The following is an 18,089-nucleotide window of genomic DNA, read 5'->3' as shown; positions in this document are numbered from 1 at the left end:
ATAAGAAAGGCTCCCAGGGAAGGGAGCCTTCTCAGTCCGAAGAGTGGAGAGGAAAGATATTATTTTTTGGTGTTTGCTAAGTCTTCGGGCGCGAAATAGAAACCGCCCATTTGCGAATCCTTTTCCGGATCCATCCCTGGAAAAATGTAATTACAACGCAGACCTGTCTTGCCTGGAATCATCCAGCCCATCTTGATCAGGCCTTCGGCGCGGCTTTTACAGCGCTCCTGCAGTATGCTCGTGACTTCCTGCTTGTCGATGACTTCGCGAATCAGGATGCCCACACCTTCCTTGGTCAGAAGACTGCCGACATAAGCGATCGTCTTGATGTTCATGCTCTCGTTCGCATTCTTGACCAGCTCTGCCTGCGATATGATCCCTTTGCGAACGTCAAGGATTTGACGCTGGCGGGGATAGATCAAAAGATCTTCACCGGCGAGAAGTTTCTGGGCGACGTCGAGGGCCATGTAGGCAGCAATCTTCTGGTCGGCTTTGAATCGCTCCTCCGCGCGCTGCACCCAGACTTCTGCATCCTCGCCCTGCTGGGTCCATTGCTGGAGCCTGAGCGCGGTTGCATACATGCGGCCCTTATCAGGGGCCACGGCGAGCATGATGCGGCCGAGTTCATTCTGTCCCATGATCTGCAGCCAGACCATATACTGCGTTTCATACCCGTTCTGCGCAATGATGTGAGCGCCGCTGGCATCCGGACAGGAATCCAGGATAGCTTTGCGGGCATTCGGGGTTTTGATGCGCCAGACGCGAAAGACCGAGAACTGCCATGGAGCATCGTAACGATTCTGAAGGATCGCCTTCATCTTATCGCCGATATCCTTGGTTCGCTTGGCACGCGGATGAAAGAGGCCTTCGATCTTATTCCACTCATCCTTGCGGATGGCTTCAAGGAACTCATTCAGGAAGTTGTGAAGCAGGATTTCCTGGTTTTGCAGAGCGACGCCAGGGCCTTTGGAGATGAGATCGCATTGAGGCAACTGGGGCGGAGGCGCTGCGGCCTCCTTTGCGGAAAGAGAAGGGCTGATGAGAAGAGATCCCAAAAGCCAGGAGATAGGCATGAAAGAATTATTTCGCCGCGCAACTCCCGCAACCCGAACTTTTTTCAGAAAGGTCAACAAGCTCCCAACTCCCGAATTCGGCGTTGATCAGATCGAGCGCATCTTCAAGATATTCCTGCTCAACAGTGAATAATTCTTTCATGATATGGGTTTCCAAACAATAGGCATTGTAGGTGAAGATATTCTCATCCGGGTTGAAGATCAGGCTCACACCGGCCTGGCGGTCTTCAAAACGATAGACTTTTTCCAGGAAATTTTGATCGTTCAGTTGTTCGCCTCGCATAATCAGGCCTCCATCGTGAAAATGGTTCCATCGGCCAAGGGTAGCGAACCTCGACACAAACGATCAAGCACTTCCGGATAAAGCCGGCATTCACTGCTGAAGACCTTGGAGGCAATGGCCTCGGGATCAGAAAGTCCGGCGATCGGCACCCGGATCTGAGCGATGATGGAGCCTTCATCGTAATGCTCATTCACAAAGTGAATGCTGGCTCCTGTCACAGTCTCCTTGTTCGCATGCACGGCGCGGTGCACATGCATCCCATACATGCCCTTGCCACCATACTCCGGTAGGAGGGCGGGATGAATGTTGATCACCCGATTCTCGTAGCCGGGAATGCTGGGAAAAGGTTTCAAAAAGCCGCCAAGCGCGATCCAATCAATCTCTTCATCACGCAGCCATTGATGAAGGTCCTCCACCAGCGTCGGCACTGCGCTTTTACCGAAAGTTCCGACGAAGACCGGCAGACCCAGCTCATGGGCGATCTCGACCCCAGGGCAGTCCTCGCGCGAGCTGATGACCCCAGCAATACGGTAAGCCCGGGTATGTTCCTGGGCGATCAGATTCTTCAAAGTTCGGCCACCGCCTGATAAGGCCAATGCGACTCGTTTGCGTGGGATAGAGACCATCAGTGAAATCTCCCCTCATCCTTAAGCCGTGCGCCATTCCAGAAGGACAAAGCGTCCACGGTTTTGGAGCCAGCGGGTTTCAGCTGCCTGATCCAGATAGGATGCGTTCCGGTTCCGACCAAAAGCGCCTTGGACTTGCGATCTAGGCGGAAGACACCGGGTTCAAGCTGGGGAACGTCGCCTCCGGCCTGTTCCAGATCTTCGATCACAACGCGCGCATCCTGCCAAAAGCAGAAGGAACCGGGCCAGGGCTTATACGCACGAAATTCATTCACAAGTTTATCCACAGCTTGTCCCCAGTTGATCTGACCGTCTGTCTTCGCAATTTTCTTACAGAAGGTGACAGCACTGGGATCCTGTGGCGTGCCTGTGAAGTCAGGATCGCGCAGCTTATCAAGAGCCTGGAGCAGCATGGGGCCACTCGCGGCAAAAAGGCGACTCGTGAGACTGGCCGCGTATTCCTGCGGTTCAATCGCAAATTTTTCCTGGAGAATGATGTTGCCGGCATCCAGGGCTTTGACTGTGAAAAGAATCGACACGGCTGTTTCCGTGAGCCCATCGAGCAGGGCTGCCGGCACAGGTGTCGCGCCGCGATAGGCCGGCAGAGCCGAGGGATGGATATTGATCGTGGCCCGCTTCGGGATTTTCAGGAAATTGTCGCTCAGAATTTGTCCGTAAGCCGCGGTGATGATGACGTCAGGAGCCGCCTGCCGCAGGACGTCCAGAAAATCAGCCGCGCTGGCTTTTTCCGGCTGCCAAACCGTCAGTCCCTGTTCCTTGGCAAAGGCAGCGACAGGAGGATCGGTCAAAACCTGCTTGCGTCCGGCTGGACGCGCGGGCTGGCTGACCACGCCCAGCAGTTCATCCGTAGCGCCGCTGCGGCAATGATCCATTAAAGTCCGCAGAGGACTCACAACTTCTTCGGGTGAACCCATGAATATGATTTTCATTCGTAACCTCGCGCGCGCCTTCAATGCGATGGGCTGCAAATATGCCACGGACGACGCGCGGGGACAAGGAAAGAGTTCAGGGTACGTTTTTAGGCAGGCCTTTGCATTCTTCAAATTGGCCGCGCAGAGCGACGTTGATTTCCTTCAGCAGTTCGTATTCCTTCGCGGATTTGATGCGGCCATAGTATTCCGAAAGTTCCACGGAACGATCGGGATTCATGAGCGCGAGGATTTGCGTGGTCTGCTTCTGGGGAAAGCGATTGAAGAGCGAAACCACAAGGTCCTTGTCAAGTTTTTCAAAGACGGCAGCGGCCTTCTTGGCTTCCATTTTCTGATAGAATTCGACAAGTTTGTCGAGGCGCTCACCCTGCAGCTGCTTTTCCTTCTGAATGGTCTGCTGGAAGAAAATCATCTCGTCTTCCAGTTTTTTGATCTTCTCATCGACCGACTTTTCCAGGTTTTTGAGCTGCTCTTCCCGCGTGGTCAGAATATGGATGCGGTTTTCAATCTGGCTCTGCTTTCTTTCCAGCATGGTGAAGTAGCGGCCAACTTCATCCTTGTCCATGCCCTCGGTGCTGATCTTGGGCAGGTTCAAAAGATCATCCAGAAAACTGCGGCGCTTTTTCGCGACGGCTTCCGACTCTTCAGGATCCACAGCGGCGATGACGGGCGCCGGAGCATCCAGAGGCGCCGCAGCTTTCTCGGTTTGGCCCCAAAGGGGTTTATCACCGAAGCTGAACATTTTCTTATCACCGATCATGATGTAGCTGATGACAGCCACCTTCAGAAGGATGATGGACGGGATACTATAACGGGTCAAAAGATGAGCGGCGGTTGACATGGCTCACTCCTGTGCTTTGCGCCGATTCATGGAAATGGCGAACTCATCAATCTGCTTTTGTTCCTGGACATTCATCTGCTTGATATGCTGCTCAAGATAGCGTTCGTCCAGGTGCTCCAGCATCTTCATGCGCTTTTGGGCCTCCGTGACCTGACGGAATTGAAGGCGCTCCTCCTCTTCCACAGCCCGAAGAGCCATGAGGCGTTGATACCACTGTGCCTTGGCGTAATCCACGCCGTGCTCCAGGGCGGACAGCATCTTCCGTTCGGAACTCTGGCGCTCCTGATTCAGCTTCTCCACGCCCTCGATATACGTTTGCTGGGACTGCATCAGGGCCTGGGTCGCCTCTTCACGTTTCAATTGAATCTGATTGAGCAGAGCCGTCTCCTGATCCAGCTGAAGTTTGCGGATCTTGATCAGTGGCTGAATCTTTTTCATCTTCTGCTTCGGATCAGCCATGCTTAGTTACCTTTATGCGGCATGCCCGAGAGCACGCGACGGAGTCCGGTCATGGCATCGTCCATGCGCGTCGATTCAAGGATGCCCTGCTTCAGGAAGGCTTCCATGAGAGGCATAATGCGCAGGGCCTCATCCAGTTTCGGATTGGTGCCGGGATGATAGGCGCCGATCTGAATCATATCGAGGCTGCTGTTATAAACACCAAGGAGTTCACGGAAATAATTCGCCTGCTGCCAGTGGCCCTGCGAGACGATATCGGTCATCACACGACTGGCGCTCGATGTGATGTCGATGGCCGGGAAATGCCCCTTCATCGCGAGTTCACGAGTCAGGTTGATATGACCGTCCAGAATGGAGCGCACCGCATCGGCAATGGGATCATTGAAATCATCACCATCGACCAGCACCGTATAAAGACCGCTGATCGGTCCATGGCCCCGGGGTTGCGGGCCGGCACGTTCCAAAAGCTTCGGCAAAAGGGAAAAGACCGAGGGTGTATAGCCTTTGGTCGTCGGTGGTTCGCCGACGGCGTTGCCGATTTCCCTTTGGGCCATCGCTACGCGGGTCAGGCTATCGACCATCAGCATCACGCGTTTACCCTGCGCGGAAAAATATTCGGCGATGGTTTGCGCGAGCTTGGCTCCGCGAATCCGCATCAGGGGCGATTGATCGCCAGTTACGATCACGACGACGGAACGCCGCAGACCCTCGGGACCCAGATCGCGTTCGATAAATTCACGGACCTCACGACCCCGTTCACCGATCAGGGCAATGACGTTCACATCGGCCTCACTGTGCTTGGCGATCATGCCCATCAGCACGGATTTCCCCACGCCTGATCCGGCGCTGATACCTATCCTTTGCCCTTCACCGAAAGTCAGAAGCGCATCCATCGCGCGGATGCCAAGGCTCAAGGGACGTTCGATGCGCGCCCTTTCGATGGGATTGGGTGCGGGTGCATCAATGTCGAAGAGTTCGCTGGTTTCCGGCGCGGACAGATCCCCGCCGTCCAGTCGATTCATGAAGGCATCTATAACATGACCTAAAAGATAATCACCGACGGGCACCTGCGTAAAGGAACGCACGGTTTGAATCGTTGATCCTGGCGAGACGCCATTCAAATGCGAATAGGGGAGCAGCAGAACCCGATCGCGCCGGAAACCAACGACTTCGGCAATGATGGGATCCTTGCGATCGCTCGCTTTGATGCTGACGATGGACCCCATGTGACAGCCAGGAAGGGTGGCTTCGATCAGGGTGCCGACGATTTCGGCGACTTTCCCGTGAAAGGACCAGGGAATGGACTGAAAGCTGGCCTTCAGATGGCCAGCGTCGAGACGCCTGAGATTCCGGAGGTCTTGCATCAACCCGCCTTTTCCTTGCTTTCAAACAGTTGAATATCCGCCTGATCCAAAAGGTCGCGAATCACTTTCGGCAGATCCCCGTCTATCACGGAGTGCTTGCCTTCGACGCGGAAGTGGTCATTCTGCAGTTTGTCATCCACCCGCAGACGGCGGCGCATTTCGGGATTCGACCAGTTGCTCAGATCCTGAAAAGCCTGGGGGCTCACATGAATGATGAACTCATCATCCGGCAGGGCATCCGAGATGGCCCGTTCGATCACAGCGCCGAAGGATTCAGGATTGACCTTGAACTCCCGGTGCAAAAGCGCTTCCAGAAAGCTTTGGCAGATCATGAGAAAATTCTCCTGAACATGGGTCAGGATGGATTTCTGCATGCCCTGAAGATTTTCCATGATATTGGCCAGTTCATCCGTGATGGCCGTGATTTTGTCCTGGGCGCTCAGCGTGCCTTTTTCCTCGCCCTGCTGAAAGCCCTGCTGATAACCTTCAGCCCGCGCTTCATTGCGCAGCGTTTCCTTTTCCTCTTCGGTCAGCTTCGGCGGCTCCATTCTTTGCACCTGGGCTTCGGGATTCGCCCGGTCGCGGGTCGGGGCATAGGGAACAAAGTCATCGGCATCGGCCTGCGTATGATGCGTCGGCTCGGGTGCAGGCGGCGGGGGAGCTTTTTGCGCCGCGGGACGCGCGGGTTGAGGCGCAGGAGCTGCGGCCTTGGCTTCGACATTGGCCTTCACCGGCATGGCCTGCGGGAAAAGGTTTACGGCCGGCTTGGCTTCCTTCACATCCTTTTTCTGCTGCGGCATCGCGGTTTCAATGACCCTGAAGGTCGCCTTTTTGAAGTCGATCTTGTTCTCTTTCAAAAGGCTGGTCACATCCAGCTCGAATTCCTCTTCCTCTTCCAGCCGGTGATGCCGGTTGGCCATTCTTTTTTTCTGCTTCTTCCACTCTTCGGTGAAGTCGAGAGGGCGAATGACCGGACGCAGTTCGTGCGGGAAGCTCATATTGATTTCGTAGGAATCCCGTACGCCTTCGGCCAGCTCCTCTTCCGCGTGAAGGCGGTTATGGATGATATTGGCATTGGCGTTATCATGATAGGTCACGGGCTTGTCGCAGATTTCCATCAGATTGAATTCACTGATGTTCATCACCTTGCGCACAGGATCATCCTTTTTGATGAAGCGCCCGTGGCTGCGATTGTTGGCCTGATTCAGCATGCTTCAAACCTCAGTGAGACGATTGATGCGGGTTCAGGAGTATCCGCAGAGCTTCCGTGGTCCGGGCCGGCTCATGCTTGGCCAGATAAAGGATCTGTTCCTGCGGCGAAAGCTTCTCGAAGGGCACGTCCTCTTTCACCTGCACGTTCTGGATACCGCCCATCTCCAAGTCGGGCTTGAATTCCTCGACGATCTCCTCTTTCCGTTTCCGCTCGGGATCATAGGACAGCCAGCGGAAGTAAGGACGGACGATGAAGGCGAAGAAGAAGACCAGGGCCAGGGCGATGACCGAGGACACGACCAGGGTCGAGATGTATTTGCGGTTTTCCTGCTTTTTCTCTTTGATGGCCTGAACCTGGGTCGCCGCGAGTTCGAACATCAGGTTATGAACCTTCACCTCATCACGGCCATCCTTGAAGCCGATGGCGGAGCGCACGAGGTCCTCGATCTTGCGCATTTCGTCGGGTGCGCGCGCCTGGAATTCAGGGGCGGTTCCATCGGAAGGATAGATCTGTGTTCCATCGACGATCACAGCCGCGGAAATGCGCTTGATCGTACCCACGGGAAGAACCTTGTGACGTTTGGTCTTCGAAACTTCATAGTTGACCCGCTCACTGGCTCTTTTGCTTTTGGTGGAATTGGAGTTGACGGCCAGATCCTCCTGCTCACCAGGAACATTGGATTTGGCGCCGGGAATGCCCGTGGGATTCAGGCCATTGCCGGCCATTTCCTGATTGTTGACGTTCGAGGAAATCACCACCACCTTATCCGGATCTATATCATTGATGGTCTGCTCTTCCTGGGTGAAGTCCACATCGACATCGACCTTGGCATCGACGCGATCCTGGCCGACGATGCGGCCTACCAGAGTTTTGATTTTACTGGTCATCTCCGCTTCGATGGTGCGGCGATAGGAGGTCATTTCCTGAGTGAGCTTGGTCGTCGGATCATCGGACTCGATTTTGGTCAGCATCTTGCCTTCCTGGTCGATGATCGTGACCTTCTCGGGCTTCATGCCTTCGACAGAGCGGGACACGAGATGGGTGATGCCGCGAATCTGCTTCTGGCTCGGTTCCTTGCCGCGTTGAACCTTGATATAGATCGCGGCCGTGGGTTCCTGCTCATCTTCCTGGAAGAGGGCTTTTTTGGGCATCACGATATGCACGCGTGCCGAGGTGATGCCTTCAATGGAACTGATGGTTCGCGCCAGCTCGCCTTGGATAGCGCGCAGCCGATTGATGTTCTGCTCGAATTCGGTTCGCGTAAAATCCTGATCGTCGAATTTCTCCCAGCCGATCATGCCGCGGGTCGGCAGGCCTTCCTGGGCCAATTTCAAACGCAAAGGCATCACCTGTTCCGCTGGAACCTTGATGCCTTTGTCGTCGATGATGAAGTTCGAAACGCGTTGCTTGCGCAGTTCCGAAGCGATTTCGTTGTTGTCGGTTTCCGAGAGATTGGGATAGAGATAGGCCATCTCGGTGCGATCGCCCACGAAGAAGAGCGAAATAAGGCCGCCGAGCAGGAGCGCGACCGCGGCCATGACCGCGATTTTCTTCGGGCCATTCAGCGACTGCCAAAAGCCCCCCAGGCGTTGACTGAGGTTCCTGAAAAAGTCATTCATTCTTTCCACGGTCACCCCTCAACAGCAGATTAAACAGGCATGCGCATGACTTCCTGATAGGCTTCCAGGGCTTTATTCCGCACCTGCACCATCAGGTTGAAAGACAGTTCGGCTTGCGAAGCGGCCAGCATGGTCTCGTGGATATTCGTATCCTTGCCATTGGCAAGGTCGGTGGCTTTTTTATCCGCCGAAATCTGACCCTGGTTCACTTCCTCGACGGCCGTTTTCAGATGATCCATAAAACTCGTCTTCGGCTTTTCTTCACCCTGACCGGCGCTTTCGAATTGTTTCTGCGCTTTCAGATCGCGCAGCTCGCCGAGGATTTCACTGCCGAAGCGCAGCGATGATGTTATGCGTTGCATCGCTCAAGGCTCCTATTAGACGCGACCGATTTCGATGGCGGTATTCGCCATGCTCTTGGAAGCATTCAAAGCCGTTGTATTGGCTTCAAAGGCACGGGTGGCGGCGATCATGTTCACCATCTCGCTCATCACCTGGATATTGGGCATCGCCACATAGCCGTCGGCATTCGCATCGGGATGCGAAGGATCGAGAACCATGCGCGGAGCCTTGGTGTCCTTATGGATATCGACGACCTGCACCTTTTTCAGCTGCGTGCCGGTATCTTCATCCAAAAAACCTTCGAAGGGGCTGCCGCTGGCCGGGTTGGCCGCAAAGACCACGTCCTCGCGCTTATAAGGTCCACCTTCCGGTGTGCGCGTGGTGTTGGCATTCGCAAGGTTGGATGACAGGACATTCATGCGAATGCGTTGAGCTGCCAAGCCGGATGAACTGATATTCATGGCCTTAAAGAAACTCATACCTGACCTCCGTTGGCGATGGCATATTTCAGAGTCGCCAGTTTCTTGTTGATCAATTCCACTGTGGCCTTATAGAGGATCTGGTTCTGGGCCATGTCGCCCATTTCCTTATCCACATCCACCGTGTTGCCGTCCTGCCCGACGCTTTCGGTGGGACGAACATAGACTTCAGCCTGAAGGGTGCCGTCCGCCTCGACCAGATCACTGCGGAAGTGCCGCGGATCGGCCGCTTTCATCGGCATGGATTCCTCATCACCGCCTGCCAGAGCCTGAAGCTGTTCTTCAAAGTCATAGCCGAGAGCGCGATAACCAGGGGTTTCAGCGTTGGCGATGTTGCCGTTCAGCACGTTCTGCCGTTCCAGCCGCATATCCAGCGCCGCCATCTTTATTTGGTCGCCGCGGGTGAACATGCCCCCAATCAAGCTGCTCATAGCGCTTTTCCTGAAGCGGGCTGGGGCACTTCCAGACCTTCGAGGTTGAACTCGTTGATCTTGTTGCGAAGGGTCCTGAGGCTGATGCCCAGAGTCTTCGCGGAATGCGTGCGGTTGCCGTTATGCGTGCGAAGCGTTTCCAGAATGAACTGGGTTTCCACTTCCTGCATCTTGCGGCCGATCGGCAGGTGCTTGACCCATTCCAGATCGTCATCCACCTTCTTCTGCTCAAGGACGAATTCCTTGGCGGTGATGGTGTTGCCCGAGGCCATCAGAACCGCGCGCTGGATCACGTTCTGGAGTTCGCGCACGTTGCCGGGCCAGGTGTATTTCAGAAGCTTCTGCATCGCATCCGCGGTGAGCGTGGCGGCCTCGCCCTTGAATTGGGTGCTGAAGGCCTTCAGGAAGTGACGGGTCAGAACTTCCACATCCTTGGGACGTTCGCGCAAGGGCGGAATTTCCAGGTGAATCACGTAGAGGCGGTAGAAGAGGTCCTGACGGAAGCGGCCATCTTTCACCGAACGGGTGATGTCACGATTGGTCGTCGCGATGATGCGGGTATTGACCTTGATCGGGCCGTTGCCGCCGATACGCTCGATTTCCTGCTCCTGCAGAGCGCGCAGAAGTTTGGCCTGGAGGTTTTGATCGGTTTCGGTCACTTCATCCAAAAGCAGCGTGCCGCCGTTGGCCTGCTCGAACTTGCCGATGTGCTGCTGGTGAGCACCTGTGAAAGCGCCTTTTTCAAAGCCGAAAAGCTCGCTTTCCAGAAGATTGGGAGGCAGGGCCGCGCAGTTGATCGCCACGAAGGGATCAGCCTTGCGATTGCTGCTCATATGGATCATGCGCGCAATCACTTCCTTGCCGGTTCCGGATTCGCCGGTGATCAGCACAGGGACGTTGGCGTCCGCGATCTGTTTGATGATTTCACGAATGCGCAGCATTTTTTCATCAGCAAAGATGAAATTGGCCTGAGGCGCGGGAGCGGCAGCCGGCTTCTGCTGTTGCTGCTGCTTTTCGCGACTCTGTTTGTCTTTCATGTAGTTGAGGTAGTCGTTCGAACTGACTTTTTCCTCAACATCATGAGCGATCGCACCATTGTTGCTTTTCATGTTCATCAGGACACTCCTATCTTTGGATTTGCTCCAAACGCTTCTTAGCAAGTTCGGCATACAACAGGTTGTTGCCGTCATCGGCGGCTTTTTGGAAGGCAGCCATGGCTTCGTCACGGCGGCCCGATCTGTAGAGCAGGAGTCCGCCTTTATAAAGAGCCTCGGCGCGACCTTCCCACTGATTGTTTTCGGTGCCGGTCAGGGTATAGAGTCGGCCGGCCTCCAGATAATCGTTGTTACGGCGATGCTCTTCGGCAAGGGCTGTGAGTTCATTGGTCCAGACCTGAAGAGCATCCTTGCCAGGTGGCGCGGACTTCAGATTGATCTTCCTGAGAAGCTGCTTGGAAGCCTTGCGTTCGGAATCCATGCTGAGCTGCTCGAAGCGCTTGCTGAGGTCGGCAAAGAGATAAATCATCCGTGCCGTGGGCTGGCCTTCAGCCCTGGTGTTGCCGACGGCTGCGCCCGATGTCGGAGTTTCCGTCGCGAGCTGCTGATTCCAGGTTTCCAGAAGGATCTTCGGCGGGGTGCGGACCAGCTGGGGTGCCGTCAGGTTCGCTTCCAGATCCGCCTTGATTTCCGCGAAGATCGTGTTTTTCTCATCAGGCGTCAGGGACTTCCAGCTTTCCCACGCATTGCGATCGGATACCGCGAGATTCTTTTGCAGACGATCCAGAACGTCCTTGCCGGATTTACGAGCCGTCTCGTTATCGAGGCCCTTCATGGCGGCCTGCATGTGCCAGAACCAGGCGCGGAACTGATCGGGTTTGTTATCCGTGGTCTTCGCCGCGTTCTCATAGTATGGGAGCGAGGCCAAGGGCTGCTTCATGCGGCGGTAGGATTCGGCGGCGGCCCAGCTCACGGATGTGGTCTTCTTCAGCTCGTCCATGCTCTTGGGCAGGCTTTCGATGATCGTGATCACGTTCACGTATTCCTGGGCCTTCAGATGACGATCGATGCTCACGAGGATGCTCGATTCGCAGCGCTTCAAAAGAAGGGGGCGGAAAGGTTCGGTGGCCTTGCCTTTGTAGCGATCGAAGTATTCACCGGCGACTTTCGCAGTATCGGCGTTCCAGGCTTCCGTCTTCAGGCGATTGCCGAGGATGATGCTGTCGATCATAAAGGCCGTGCGGGGGCTATCCGATCCTGCGCGACTTTCTTCCAGACGCATCATGATATTCGGACCGACGATCGGTGGTTCTTCAAAAAGAGGCATCAGCTTTTGAATCGAGGCCGCATCGATCTGCCAGTAGGCGCGGCGAAGAGCGGCGAGAGCGGTCAGAGCGGGATTGTCACGCGTGGGAATGACCTCAAGCCCCTTGCTCAGCTGCGCCATGTCCTGGGCCTTGCCCTGCTGAATCGCACGAATGGATTTGATATCGAGGCGGCGCATCGCACCGAAGCCGGCCAAAGGACTGTCGGGATGTTTCTGCTGAAGACTTTCATAGTATCCATCCGCAAGAGTCAGGTTGCCTTGACCCAGATGAATTTCAGCCAGTTTCCAGATATGCTCGGCGCTGCGATCGAACACGCCTGGATCATCATGCAGGACCTTCTGGTAACCGACGAGGGCCCGATTCTCATGACCAAAGTCAAAGAGCTGACCGGAATACTGGGCCATCGCTTCAGGTCCGGTCATCGCCTTGCCTGCATTCTGCTTCAGCCAGCCTTCATAGCTTTTGCCGGTTTTGAAGGTGGCGATCTGTATGCGATAGATATAAGGCGGATAAGTTTTCCATGACTGACCCAGGCCACCGCTCGTATCATTGAGTTTGACCACGAGTTCCTGAGGAGTGCGAATGGCCTCGGGTTGCGGCTGCAGAAGGCGGCGTTTGCCGCTCGGCTCCGTCAGTGCACTTACGGATTCGGAAGGCGCAGCCGTCGGCGCACTATCAGTCAAGGTTGGGACGTCACTGCCCACGGCCGAACCCTGAGCCACGGGAACCAGCGGAAGGCCGGTCGTCGGATCATGCGTTTCCTTATAATCCGCATCAAAGAAATCAATCGTGATGCGGAAAGGTTCTGTAAAACTATTGACCATGACGCGAACGGCATCGTCGCGCAGAACCATTTTCACTTCGGTGCCCTGGCCGCCCTGATCCTTGAAGAAAACCCGACGAACGACGGATTCATCATAGTGAAAGACGGGTTCCAGTTCGCTGGTATGGGTGCCCTGGATTTCAAGGACGACGGCCCGCTCGCTCGGTTCATAGCGATAGCTGAAGACCCTTTCGTCCGGGAAGGGCAATACGATTTGACTGTAACGCTGCTTCCCAAATAGCGTTCCTGCCTCGGCGCTCACAAGGGTGAGGGCGATGAGCAAAAGGATTCGCAATGCGGCAAACAGTGTGCGCATGGGTACGGAGACCTCGGTAATGGTATTGTCGGCAAGGCTTGGATTGCAACCGCCGTGCCATATTTTAAGGGTGGCAAATCATTATCTAAAACTTGACGGCGCCAAGAACCCGTCATTGGGCGAGCTTTGCCGGAGTCAAAGGCCTGACGATCACATGCCTTTGTGTCATGTCTTTGACTTGCCCGCGCTTTGGTAGTATGGATAAATGTTCTAGAGAATGGACCTTTCCCGCTGACGAGGACACATCAATGTGGACAAAACCTAAACTTGCCTGGGATCAGAAATCAGTGCGCGTGGCCGTGATCGGCGACCTCATACTGGACGAATATTTGGATGGCGTCGTCAATCGCATATCGCCGGAAGCGCCTGTCCCAGTGCATCTTGTGCGCAAGACTTCCATCACGGCAGGCGGTGCTGCGAACGTGGCCCGGAATATTCAGCTGGCCGGCGGGGAAGCCATGATGGTCGGGGTCTGTGGGAATGATGGAGCCGCGGATCAACTGCGGCAGCTCTTGAAAGCGGATAGCGTGGATGTGAAAGGTGTCTTCACCGATCCCGAGCGTCCGACTGTCCGCAAAACGCGCATCACCGCCAATCATCAGCAGCTGGTGCGCGTGGACTGGGAAGAAGTGAAGTCCATCCCGCAGTGGATGCAGGATGATCTTTATCAATATGTGGAAAAGCAAAATTTCGATGTGATGCTGCTCAGTGATTATGGTAAAGGCGGCCTGCCTCGTGAATTTCTGCAGCGATTGATTAAACTTGCCCGTCAGCGTCAAGTTCCCGTCGTCATAGATCCCAAGGGCAAGGACTATAGCCAGTATGCAGGCGCCACGCTGGTGACGCCCAATCGCAAGGAAGCCTGTGATGCCCTGAGTCTTGACAGCAGCGCCCAGATTCCGGCTCATGAATTGGCTGAGCAGCTCTATAAGAACTATCAGATTGAAAATATCCTCGTCACCCTGGGCGCCGAAGGGATGCTCGGACTGGCAGGCAAAACCCATGAGAAGCAGCATCTTCCCGCTGTGACGCGCGAGGTTTTCGATGTCTCGGGCGCCGGTGATACTGTGGTTTCGATCATGGCTCTGGGCCTGGGTGCGAAACTTTCCCTTTTTGAAGCCATGCGCCTCGCCAATACCGCCGCCGGCCGCGTCGTGGAAAAGTGGGGCACGCAGCCTATCCTTCGGCATGAGCTGATCGAGGCTCTGGAGCGCGAGGAAACCCAGCATCATTTTGGATTCACCCAAACCACGAATAAGATCATGGACAGCCGCGATGTGAAGGCCGCGATTGGTCCCATTGGCAAGCGGGCCCAGAAGGTCGTCTTCACCAACGGCTGCTTTGATATCCTGCATGCCGGGCACATTTCCTATCTGGAAGAGGCGCGTTCGCGTGGTCACTTGCTCGTGATCGGTGTGAATACCGACCGATCCGTGCGGGAACTCAAAGGCGCCAGCCGGCCGATCATTTCCTGTGATCAGCGCATGCGTCTGCTCGCGGCGCTCCAGTGCGTGGATTTCGTCGTGCCCTTCGATGAAGATACTCCGGCCCGCTTGATCGCGGAGATCATGCCGGATGTTTTGGTGAAAGGTGCTGACTACGAAGTGCATCAGATCGTAGGCGCGGATGTCGTGCAGGCGAACGGTGGAACGGTGGAACGCATTCCTTTTGTGGAAGGTCTGTCGACCAGCGATATCGTGCGTCGGGTGAAGGAGAACAAGGGCGTGGGGCTGGATGCTTAGTTGGCTTTTGGCTGGGCGCGTGGGGCTGGACGCCTAATTGCCTTTTTGTTCGACCGACACGCTGATGGTAACCGATTTATCTTCAATGTAATCGACGGATTTGTTCAGATTCGCCAGAGTTCCGAGCAGTCCGCCGATCCTCACTTCCAAACCGAGCACCTGCACGGAAAAATCCAGGCCGTAACGAAACTTGGGATAGCTCAGGAAAAAAAGGTCGAGGTCATTTTCCATGACGGCCTTCAGTTCCCCGCTCGAATATTTCTCAGAATTGAAAATCGCCTGCGCGCCCGCGACATCATACATCGCATAATCAGCCCAGGGAACGATGGCAAAGCGCTTCAGGACGAACCAGCTGAGGTTGAGTCCGGCCTCGTAGTAGTTGACCGTGTAACGGAAGCTTTGCATATCCGCATTTTCAATGGAAACCGGCCCATTTAATGATTTGACATAGCTGACGCCATGCTTCGCATTCAAACTCTTGCCGCCGAGGATCATGGCGAGACGGAGTTTCTTATGCATTTTCGGGAAGGGCACAAATGCGAGATTCAATCCGAGGCCGCTGGTTTCGAGAGTCGATTTTTGTTTTCTCTGAAAACTGTTATAAGCGTCGCCATAGGTCCACTCTTCGGCGAGTTTCGAACGTTCGATGGAAAATCCGATCGCGATGTTTTTCAGCGAAAGGGCGAGGTGCGGTTCCATCTTATAACCTGTGACCGTCACGGCATTATTCGGATTCACAGCGGTCAGGCCTTCCGGCTCCTGCATCAGCTTCAGGTTCACCTCTTCAAACTGTCCGGCATAGGTGATGGTGTTATGCGAGGGCACGATGTGGTTGATCGGAGGCGATTGATAGAGCCCGGGGTTCTGGGCCCTCTGCTTCACGAAGTCCTCGACGATGGGTGTGCGAGGATCCAAACTATTGCTTTGAGCGTCCGCCACGCAGGGCAGAAGCAGAAGGAACAGCAGTAAGCAAATGCCCGGCAAAAGTGGCTCTCCAAATGGATTTTCACAGTTTCTTATCGGCACTCCCTCTCCAATTGAACCCCACTTTCCGAAAAGTAAGAATGCTCAACCCGCAATAAAAGGCCGGGTCGCTTGTCAGCCATCGATCGTGACGAAGGAGTCTGACATGCAAGGAGCGTTTTCCCAGAGAATTTCCCGCAGCGTTTATCTGAAAGCTACACTCTTTGTCTGGGCGTTGCTCGGATTTCTTGGCGTAGGCTATGCCACTGTGGGAAGTCGCAATCCCCTCCCTACTCTGCTTTTCCTGCTTATTTCCACGGGTATTAGTCTTTGGCATCTGAGTCTGGCCGCTGGACGGTTCCGCGACCTCAATATCCCGGGATACCGGGCTTTGTGGCTCCTGGTGCCCCTTGCGAACATTTATTTCATGGGGCTGCTGCTCCTTTCGAAAGGCAGTCAGGAGCCCAATCCCTATGGGCCTCCGCCCCTTGATTCCGGCTCCGAATTTACGGCTCCGCTCGTCACGGCGCTGCTCCTTTTGGGCCTCAGCCTTGGACTTCGTTACTTCAATACAGTGGAAAAGATCACGCGCCAGGTGCCAACGGCCTATACCATGTCCGAGATCGGGCTGCAAAAACGCCTGAAGGAAACACCCTGCCATGCGCAGTCAGCCTATAACCTTGCTCAAGCCTATCTCCAATCCCGGCATTATCAGGACGTCCTGGATCTGGAACAAAAGTTCCAAGCGCAATGTCCGGATAAGGTCGTGCAACTGAACTGGGCAGCTTTTGATGCCGCCAAGAGATTGGATGATTTTCCTCGGGCTGAAAAAATTATCAGCGATCTGATCGAAGCCCATCCTGAGGATGCCGACTACTTTGCCTGGAGGGGCATGCTCTATGAGACTCGCGGGGATCTGGCCAAGGCGGCGAAAGATTTTGAAAGCGTTCTGCGTCTCAAGCCCAAAATGCAAAGCATTCCGCTGAATCTTAGGGATGCCTATCGTCAGCTGAATCAGCCCTGTCAAGCTCTGAAAGTGCAAAAACGCTATTCGGCTCTTTATAGTGATGTGGCTCAGGATCCTGGAGTCCAGGAATTGACCGGAAAACTGGAGGCCGAATGCAAGGCGGCTGGAAAAAGCAGCTGACGTGCAGAAGGATGGACGCGCCTGGATCAAAAATCCAGACGCTTGGGTTGGGTTACGAAGGGGAAAAGATCCAGACCGTTGGAGGGGGTCTTAGAAGTCTTCGTTAAAGCTGACCTCGCCCGTGACACCGACCTGGTAGGCGGAGACACGGCGTTCAAAGAAATTGGTCAGTTCCTGCACGTCCTGCAGTTCCATGAAATCAAAAGGGTTCTTGGACATATAAACAGGCGCGATGCCCAGGGTTACGAGACGCTGATCGGCGACGTATTCAAGATACGAGCGCATATCCTTTTCCGAAAGTCCGGCAATGCCGAAGCCCAGGACGTCTTCTGCAAAGGCCATTTCGCATTCCACGGCTTCGTCGATCATACGGGTAATGTCGCGGCGCAGCTCGTCATCAAAAAGATCGGGTTCTTCACGGCGGACGGTGTCGATGACCGTGAAGGCGAAGTTCATGTGACAGCTTTCATCGCGGAAGACCCAGTTCGTTCCCGAAGCGAGGCCATGCAAAAGGCCCTTGGACCGCAGGAAGTAGACATAGGCAAAGGCCGCGAAGAAGAACAGACCTTCGATACAGGCCGCAAAGCAGATCAGATTCAGAAGGAATTTCTTCCGATCCGCTGCGGTTTGCAGGCTCTGCAGATCGTTGATCGAATCGATCCAACGGAAGCAGAATTCGCCCTTGCGCCGAATCGAAGGGATGTTCTCAATCGCCGAAAAAGCGGCGACGCGTTCCTCGTCATTCGGCAGATAGGTATCGAGCAGCGTCAGATAGAATTGCACATGCAGTGCTTCTTCATAAAGCTGACGCGACAGATACATGCGCGCTTCGGGTGAATTGATATGCTTGTAAAGATTCAAGACGAGATTGTTTGATACAATCGAATCCCCGGTGGCGAAAAAGGCCACAAGGCGCTTGATCAAATGTTTCTCGGCATCAGACAGCTTGTCCCTCAGGTCACCCACGTCCGTTGTGAAGTCGACTTCCTCAACGGTCCAGGTGTTTTTGATGGCATCCTTATACATTTCAAAAAACAAAGGATACTTCATCGGTCTCAGGGTCAAATCCATCCCAGGACTTAACAGCATTCGTTC

At 54.7% G+C, this 18,089-nt stretch carries 18 protein-coding genes; 2 read left to right on the top strand and 16 right to left on the bottom strand.

The genetic code is table 11. The annotated features are described in order from the left end of the window. Positions 1-59 precede the first annotated feature (59 nt). The 14 genes from VFO10_RS27780 to VFO10_RS27715 all read right to left on the bottom strand — a co-directional run bounded on the left by VFO10_RS27780 (position 60) and on the right by VFO10_RS27715 (position 13,142). Entirely contained in the window at positions 60-1,073 is a 1,014-nt protein-coding gene (locus VFO10_RS27780; RefSeq protein WP_325145278.1) for a hypothetical protein, read from the bottom strand. 7 nt (positions 1,074-1,080) lie between these two features. Beyond that, positions 1,081-1,356: a hypothetical protein gene (locus tag VFO10_RS27775; RefSeq protein ID WP_325145277.1), complete on the bottom strand. Its 276-nt coding sequence runs from the start codon at positions 1,354-1,356 to the stop codon at positions 1,081-1,083. A 2-nt stretch (positions 1,357-1,358) separates the two neighbouring features. Then, positions 1,359-1,982, bottom strand: a complete 624-nt coding sequence (locus VFO10_RS27770; RefSeq protein WP_325145276.1) for a formyltransferase family protein — start codon at positions 1,980-1,982, stop codon at positions 1,359-1,361. Next, positions 1,982-2,932 (bottom strand): methionyl-tRNA formyltransferase, encoded by a 951-nt coding sequence (fmt, locus tag VFO10_RS27765; protein ID WP_325145275.1) that lies wholly within the window; start codon positions 2,930-2,932, stop codon positions 1,982-1,984. Before fmt ends, VFO10_RS27770 begins: the two co-directional genes overlap by 1 nt. Positions 2,933-3,008: 76 nt before the next feature. Next, positions 3,009-3,773, bottom strand: coding sequence for a MotE family protein (locus VFO10_RS27760; RefSeq protein ID WP_325145274.1), 765 nt, complete (start codon positions 3,771-3,773; stop codon positions 3,009-3,011). A 3-nt stretch (positions 3,774-3,776) separates the two neighbouring features. Then, entirely contained in the window at positions 3,777-4,232 is a 456-nt protein-coding gene (locus VFO10_RS27755) for a hypothetical protein (protein WP_325145273.1), read from the bottom strand. Between the two features lie 2 nt (positions 4,233-4,234). Then, positions 4,235-5,596, bottom strand: coding sequence for a FliI/YscN family ATPase (locus tag VFO10_RS27750; protein ID WP_325145286.1), 1,362 nt, complete (start codon positions 5,594-5,596; stop codon positions 4,235-4,237). Next, on the bottom strand, positions 5,596-6,807 hold the full coding sequence (locus VFO10_RS27745; RefSeq protein WP_325145272.1) for a FliH/SctL family protein: 1,212 nt from the start codon (positions 6,805-6,807) through the stop codon (positions 5,596-5,598). Before VFO10_RS27745 ends, VFO10_RS27750 begins: the two co-directional genes overlap by 1 nt. 10 nt (positions 6,808-6,817) lie before the next feature. Continuing rightward, positions 6,818-8,428: a flagellar basal-body MS-ring/collar protein FliF gene (fliF, locus tag VFO10_RS27740; RefSeq protein ID WP_325145285.1), complete on the bottom strand. Its 1,611-nt coding sequence runs from the start codon at positions 8,426-8,428 to the stop codon at positions 6,818-6,820. 29 nt (positions 8,429-8,457) lie between these two features. Further along, on the bottom strand, positions 8,458-8,790 hold the full coding sequence (gene fliE, locus VFO10_RS27735) for a flagellar hook-basal body complex protein FliE (RefSeq protein ID WP_325145271.1): 333 nt from the start codon (positions 8,788-8,790) through the stop codon (positions 8,458-8,460). A gap of 15 nt (positions 8,791-8,805) precedes the next feature. Next, positions 8,806-9,249, bottom strand: a complete 444-nt coding sequence (gene flgC, locus VFO10_RS27730) for a flagellar basal body rod protein FlgC (protein ID WP_325145270.1) — start codon at positions 9,247-9,249, stop codon at positions 8,806-8,808. Beyond that, positions 9,246-9,680, bottom strand: coding sequence for a flagellar basal body rod protein FlgB (flgB, locus tag VFO10_RS27725; protein WP_325145269.1), 435 nt, complete (start codon positions 9,678-9,680; stop codon positions 9,246-9,248). Before flgB ends, flgC begins: the two co-directional genes overlap by 4 nt. Then, on the bottom strand, positions 9,677-10,795 hold the full coding sequence (locus tag VFO10_RS27720) for a sigma-54 dependent transcriptional regulator (RefSeq protein WP_325145268.1): 1,119 nt from the start codon (positions 10,793-10,795) through the stop codon (positions 9,677-9,679). The genes flgB and VFO10_RS27720 overlap by 4 nt, the downstream gene beginning before the upstream one ends. Positions 10,796-10,805: 10 nt before the next feature. Next, entirely contained in the window at positions 10,806-13,142 is a 2,337-nt protein-coding gene (locus tag VFO10_RS27715; protein ID WP_325145267.1) for a tetratricopeptide repeat protein, read from the bottom strand. A 248-nt stretch (positions 13,143-13,390) separates the two neighbouring features. Between VFO10_RS27715 and rfaE2 the strand changes: the two genes are divergently transcribed. Beyond that, complete coding sequence (rfaE2, locus tag VFO10_RS27710; protein WP_325145266.1) at positions 13,391-14,884, top strand: D-glycero-beta-D-manno-heptose 1-phosphate adenylyltransferase; 1,494 nt, start codon at positions 13,391-13,393, stop codon at positions 14,882-14,884. A 33-nt stretch (positions 14,885-14,917) separates the two neighbouring features. On the opposite strand, the gene VFO10_RS27705 is transcribed toward rfaE2, so the two are convergent. Next, entirely contained in the window at positions 14,918-15,868 is a 951-nt protein-coding gene (locus VFO10_RS27705; protein ID WP_325145265.1) for a hypothetical protein, read from the bottom strand. A 145-nt stretch (positions 15,869-16,013) separates the two neighbouring features. On the opposite strand from VFO10_RS27705, the gene VFO10_RS27700 reads away from it, so the two are divergent. Next, positions 16,014-16,994 carry a DUF805 domain-containing protein gene (locus VFO10_RS27700; protein WP_325145264.1) on the top strand — a complete coding sequence of 327 codons (981 nt, stop codon included), beginning with the start codon at positions 16,014-16,016 and terminating at the stop codon, positions 16,992-16,994. 90 nt (positions 16,995-17,084) lie between these two features. Here VFO10_RS27700 and VFO10_RS27695 read toward each other — a convergent pair whose 3' ends face one another. After that, entirely contained in the window at positions 17,085-18,083 is a 999-nt protein-coding gene (locus VFO10_RS27695; protein WP_325145263.1) for a ribonucleotide-diphosphate reductase subunit beta, read from the bottom strand. Positions 18,084-18,089 lie beyond the last annotated feature (6 nt).

The organism is Oligoflexus sp. (genome assembly GCF_035712445.1).
Classification (GTDB): domain Bacteria; phylum Bdellovibrionota_B; class Oligoflexia; order Oligoflexales; family Oligoflexaceae; genus Oligoflexus.
The sequence above is the reverse complement of the archived record's forward strand: the minus strand, read 5'-3'. Positions and strand labels throughout refer to the sequence as shown.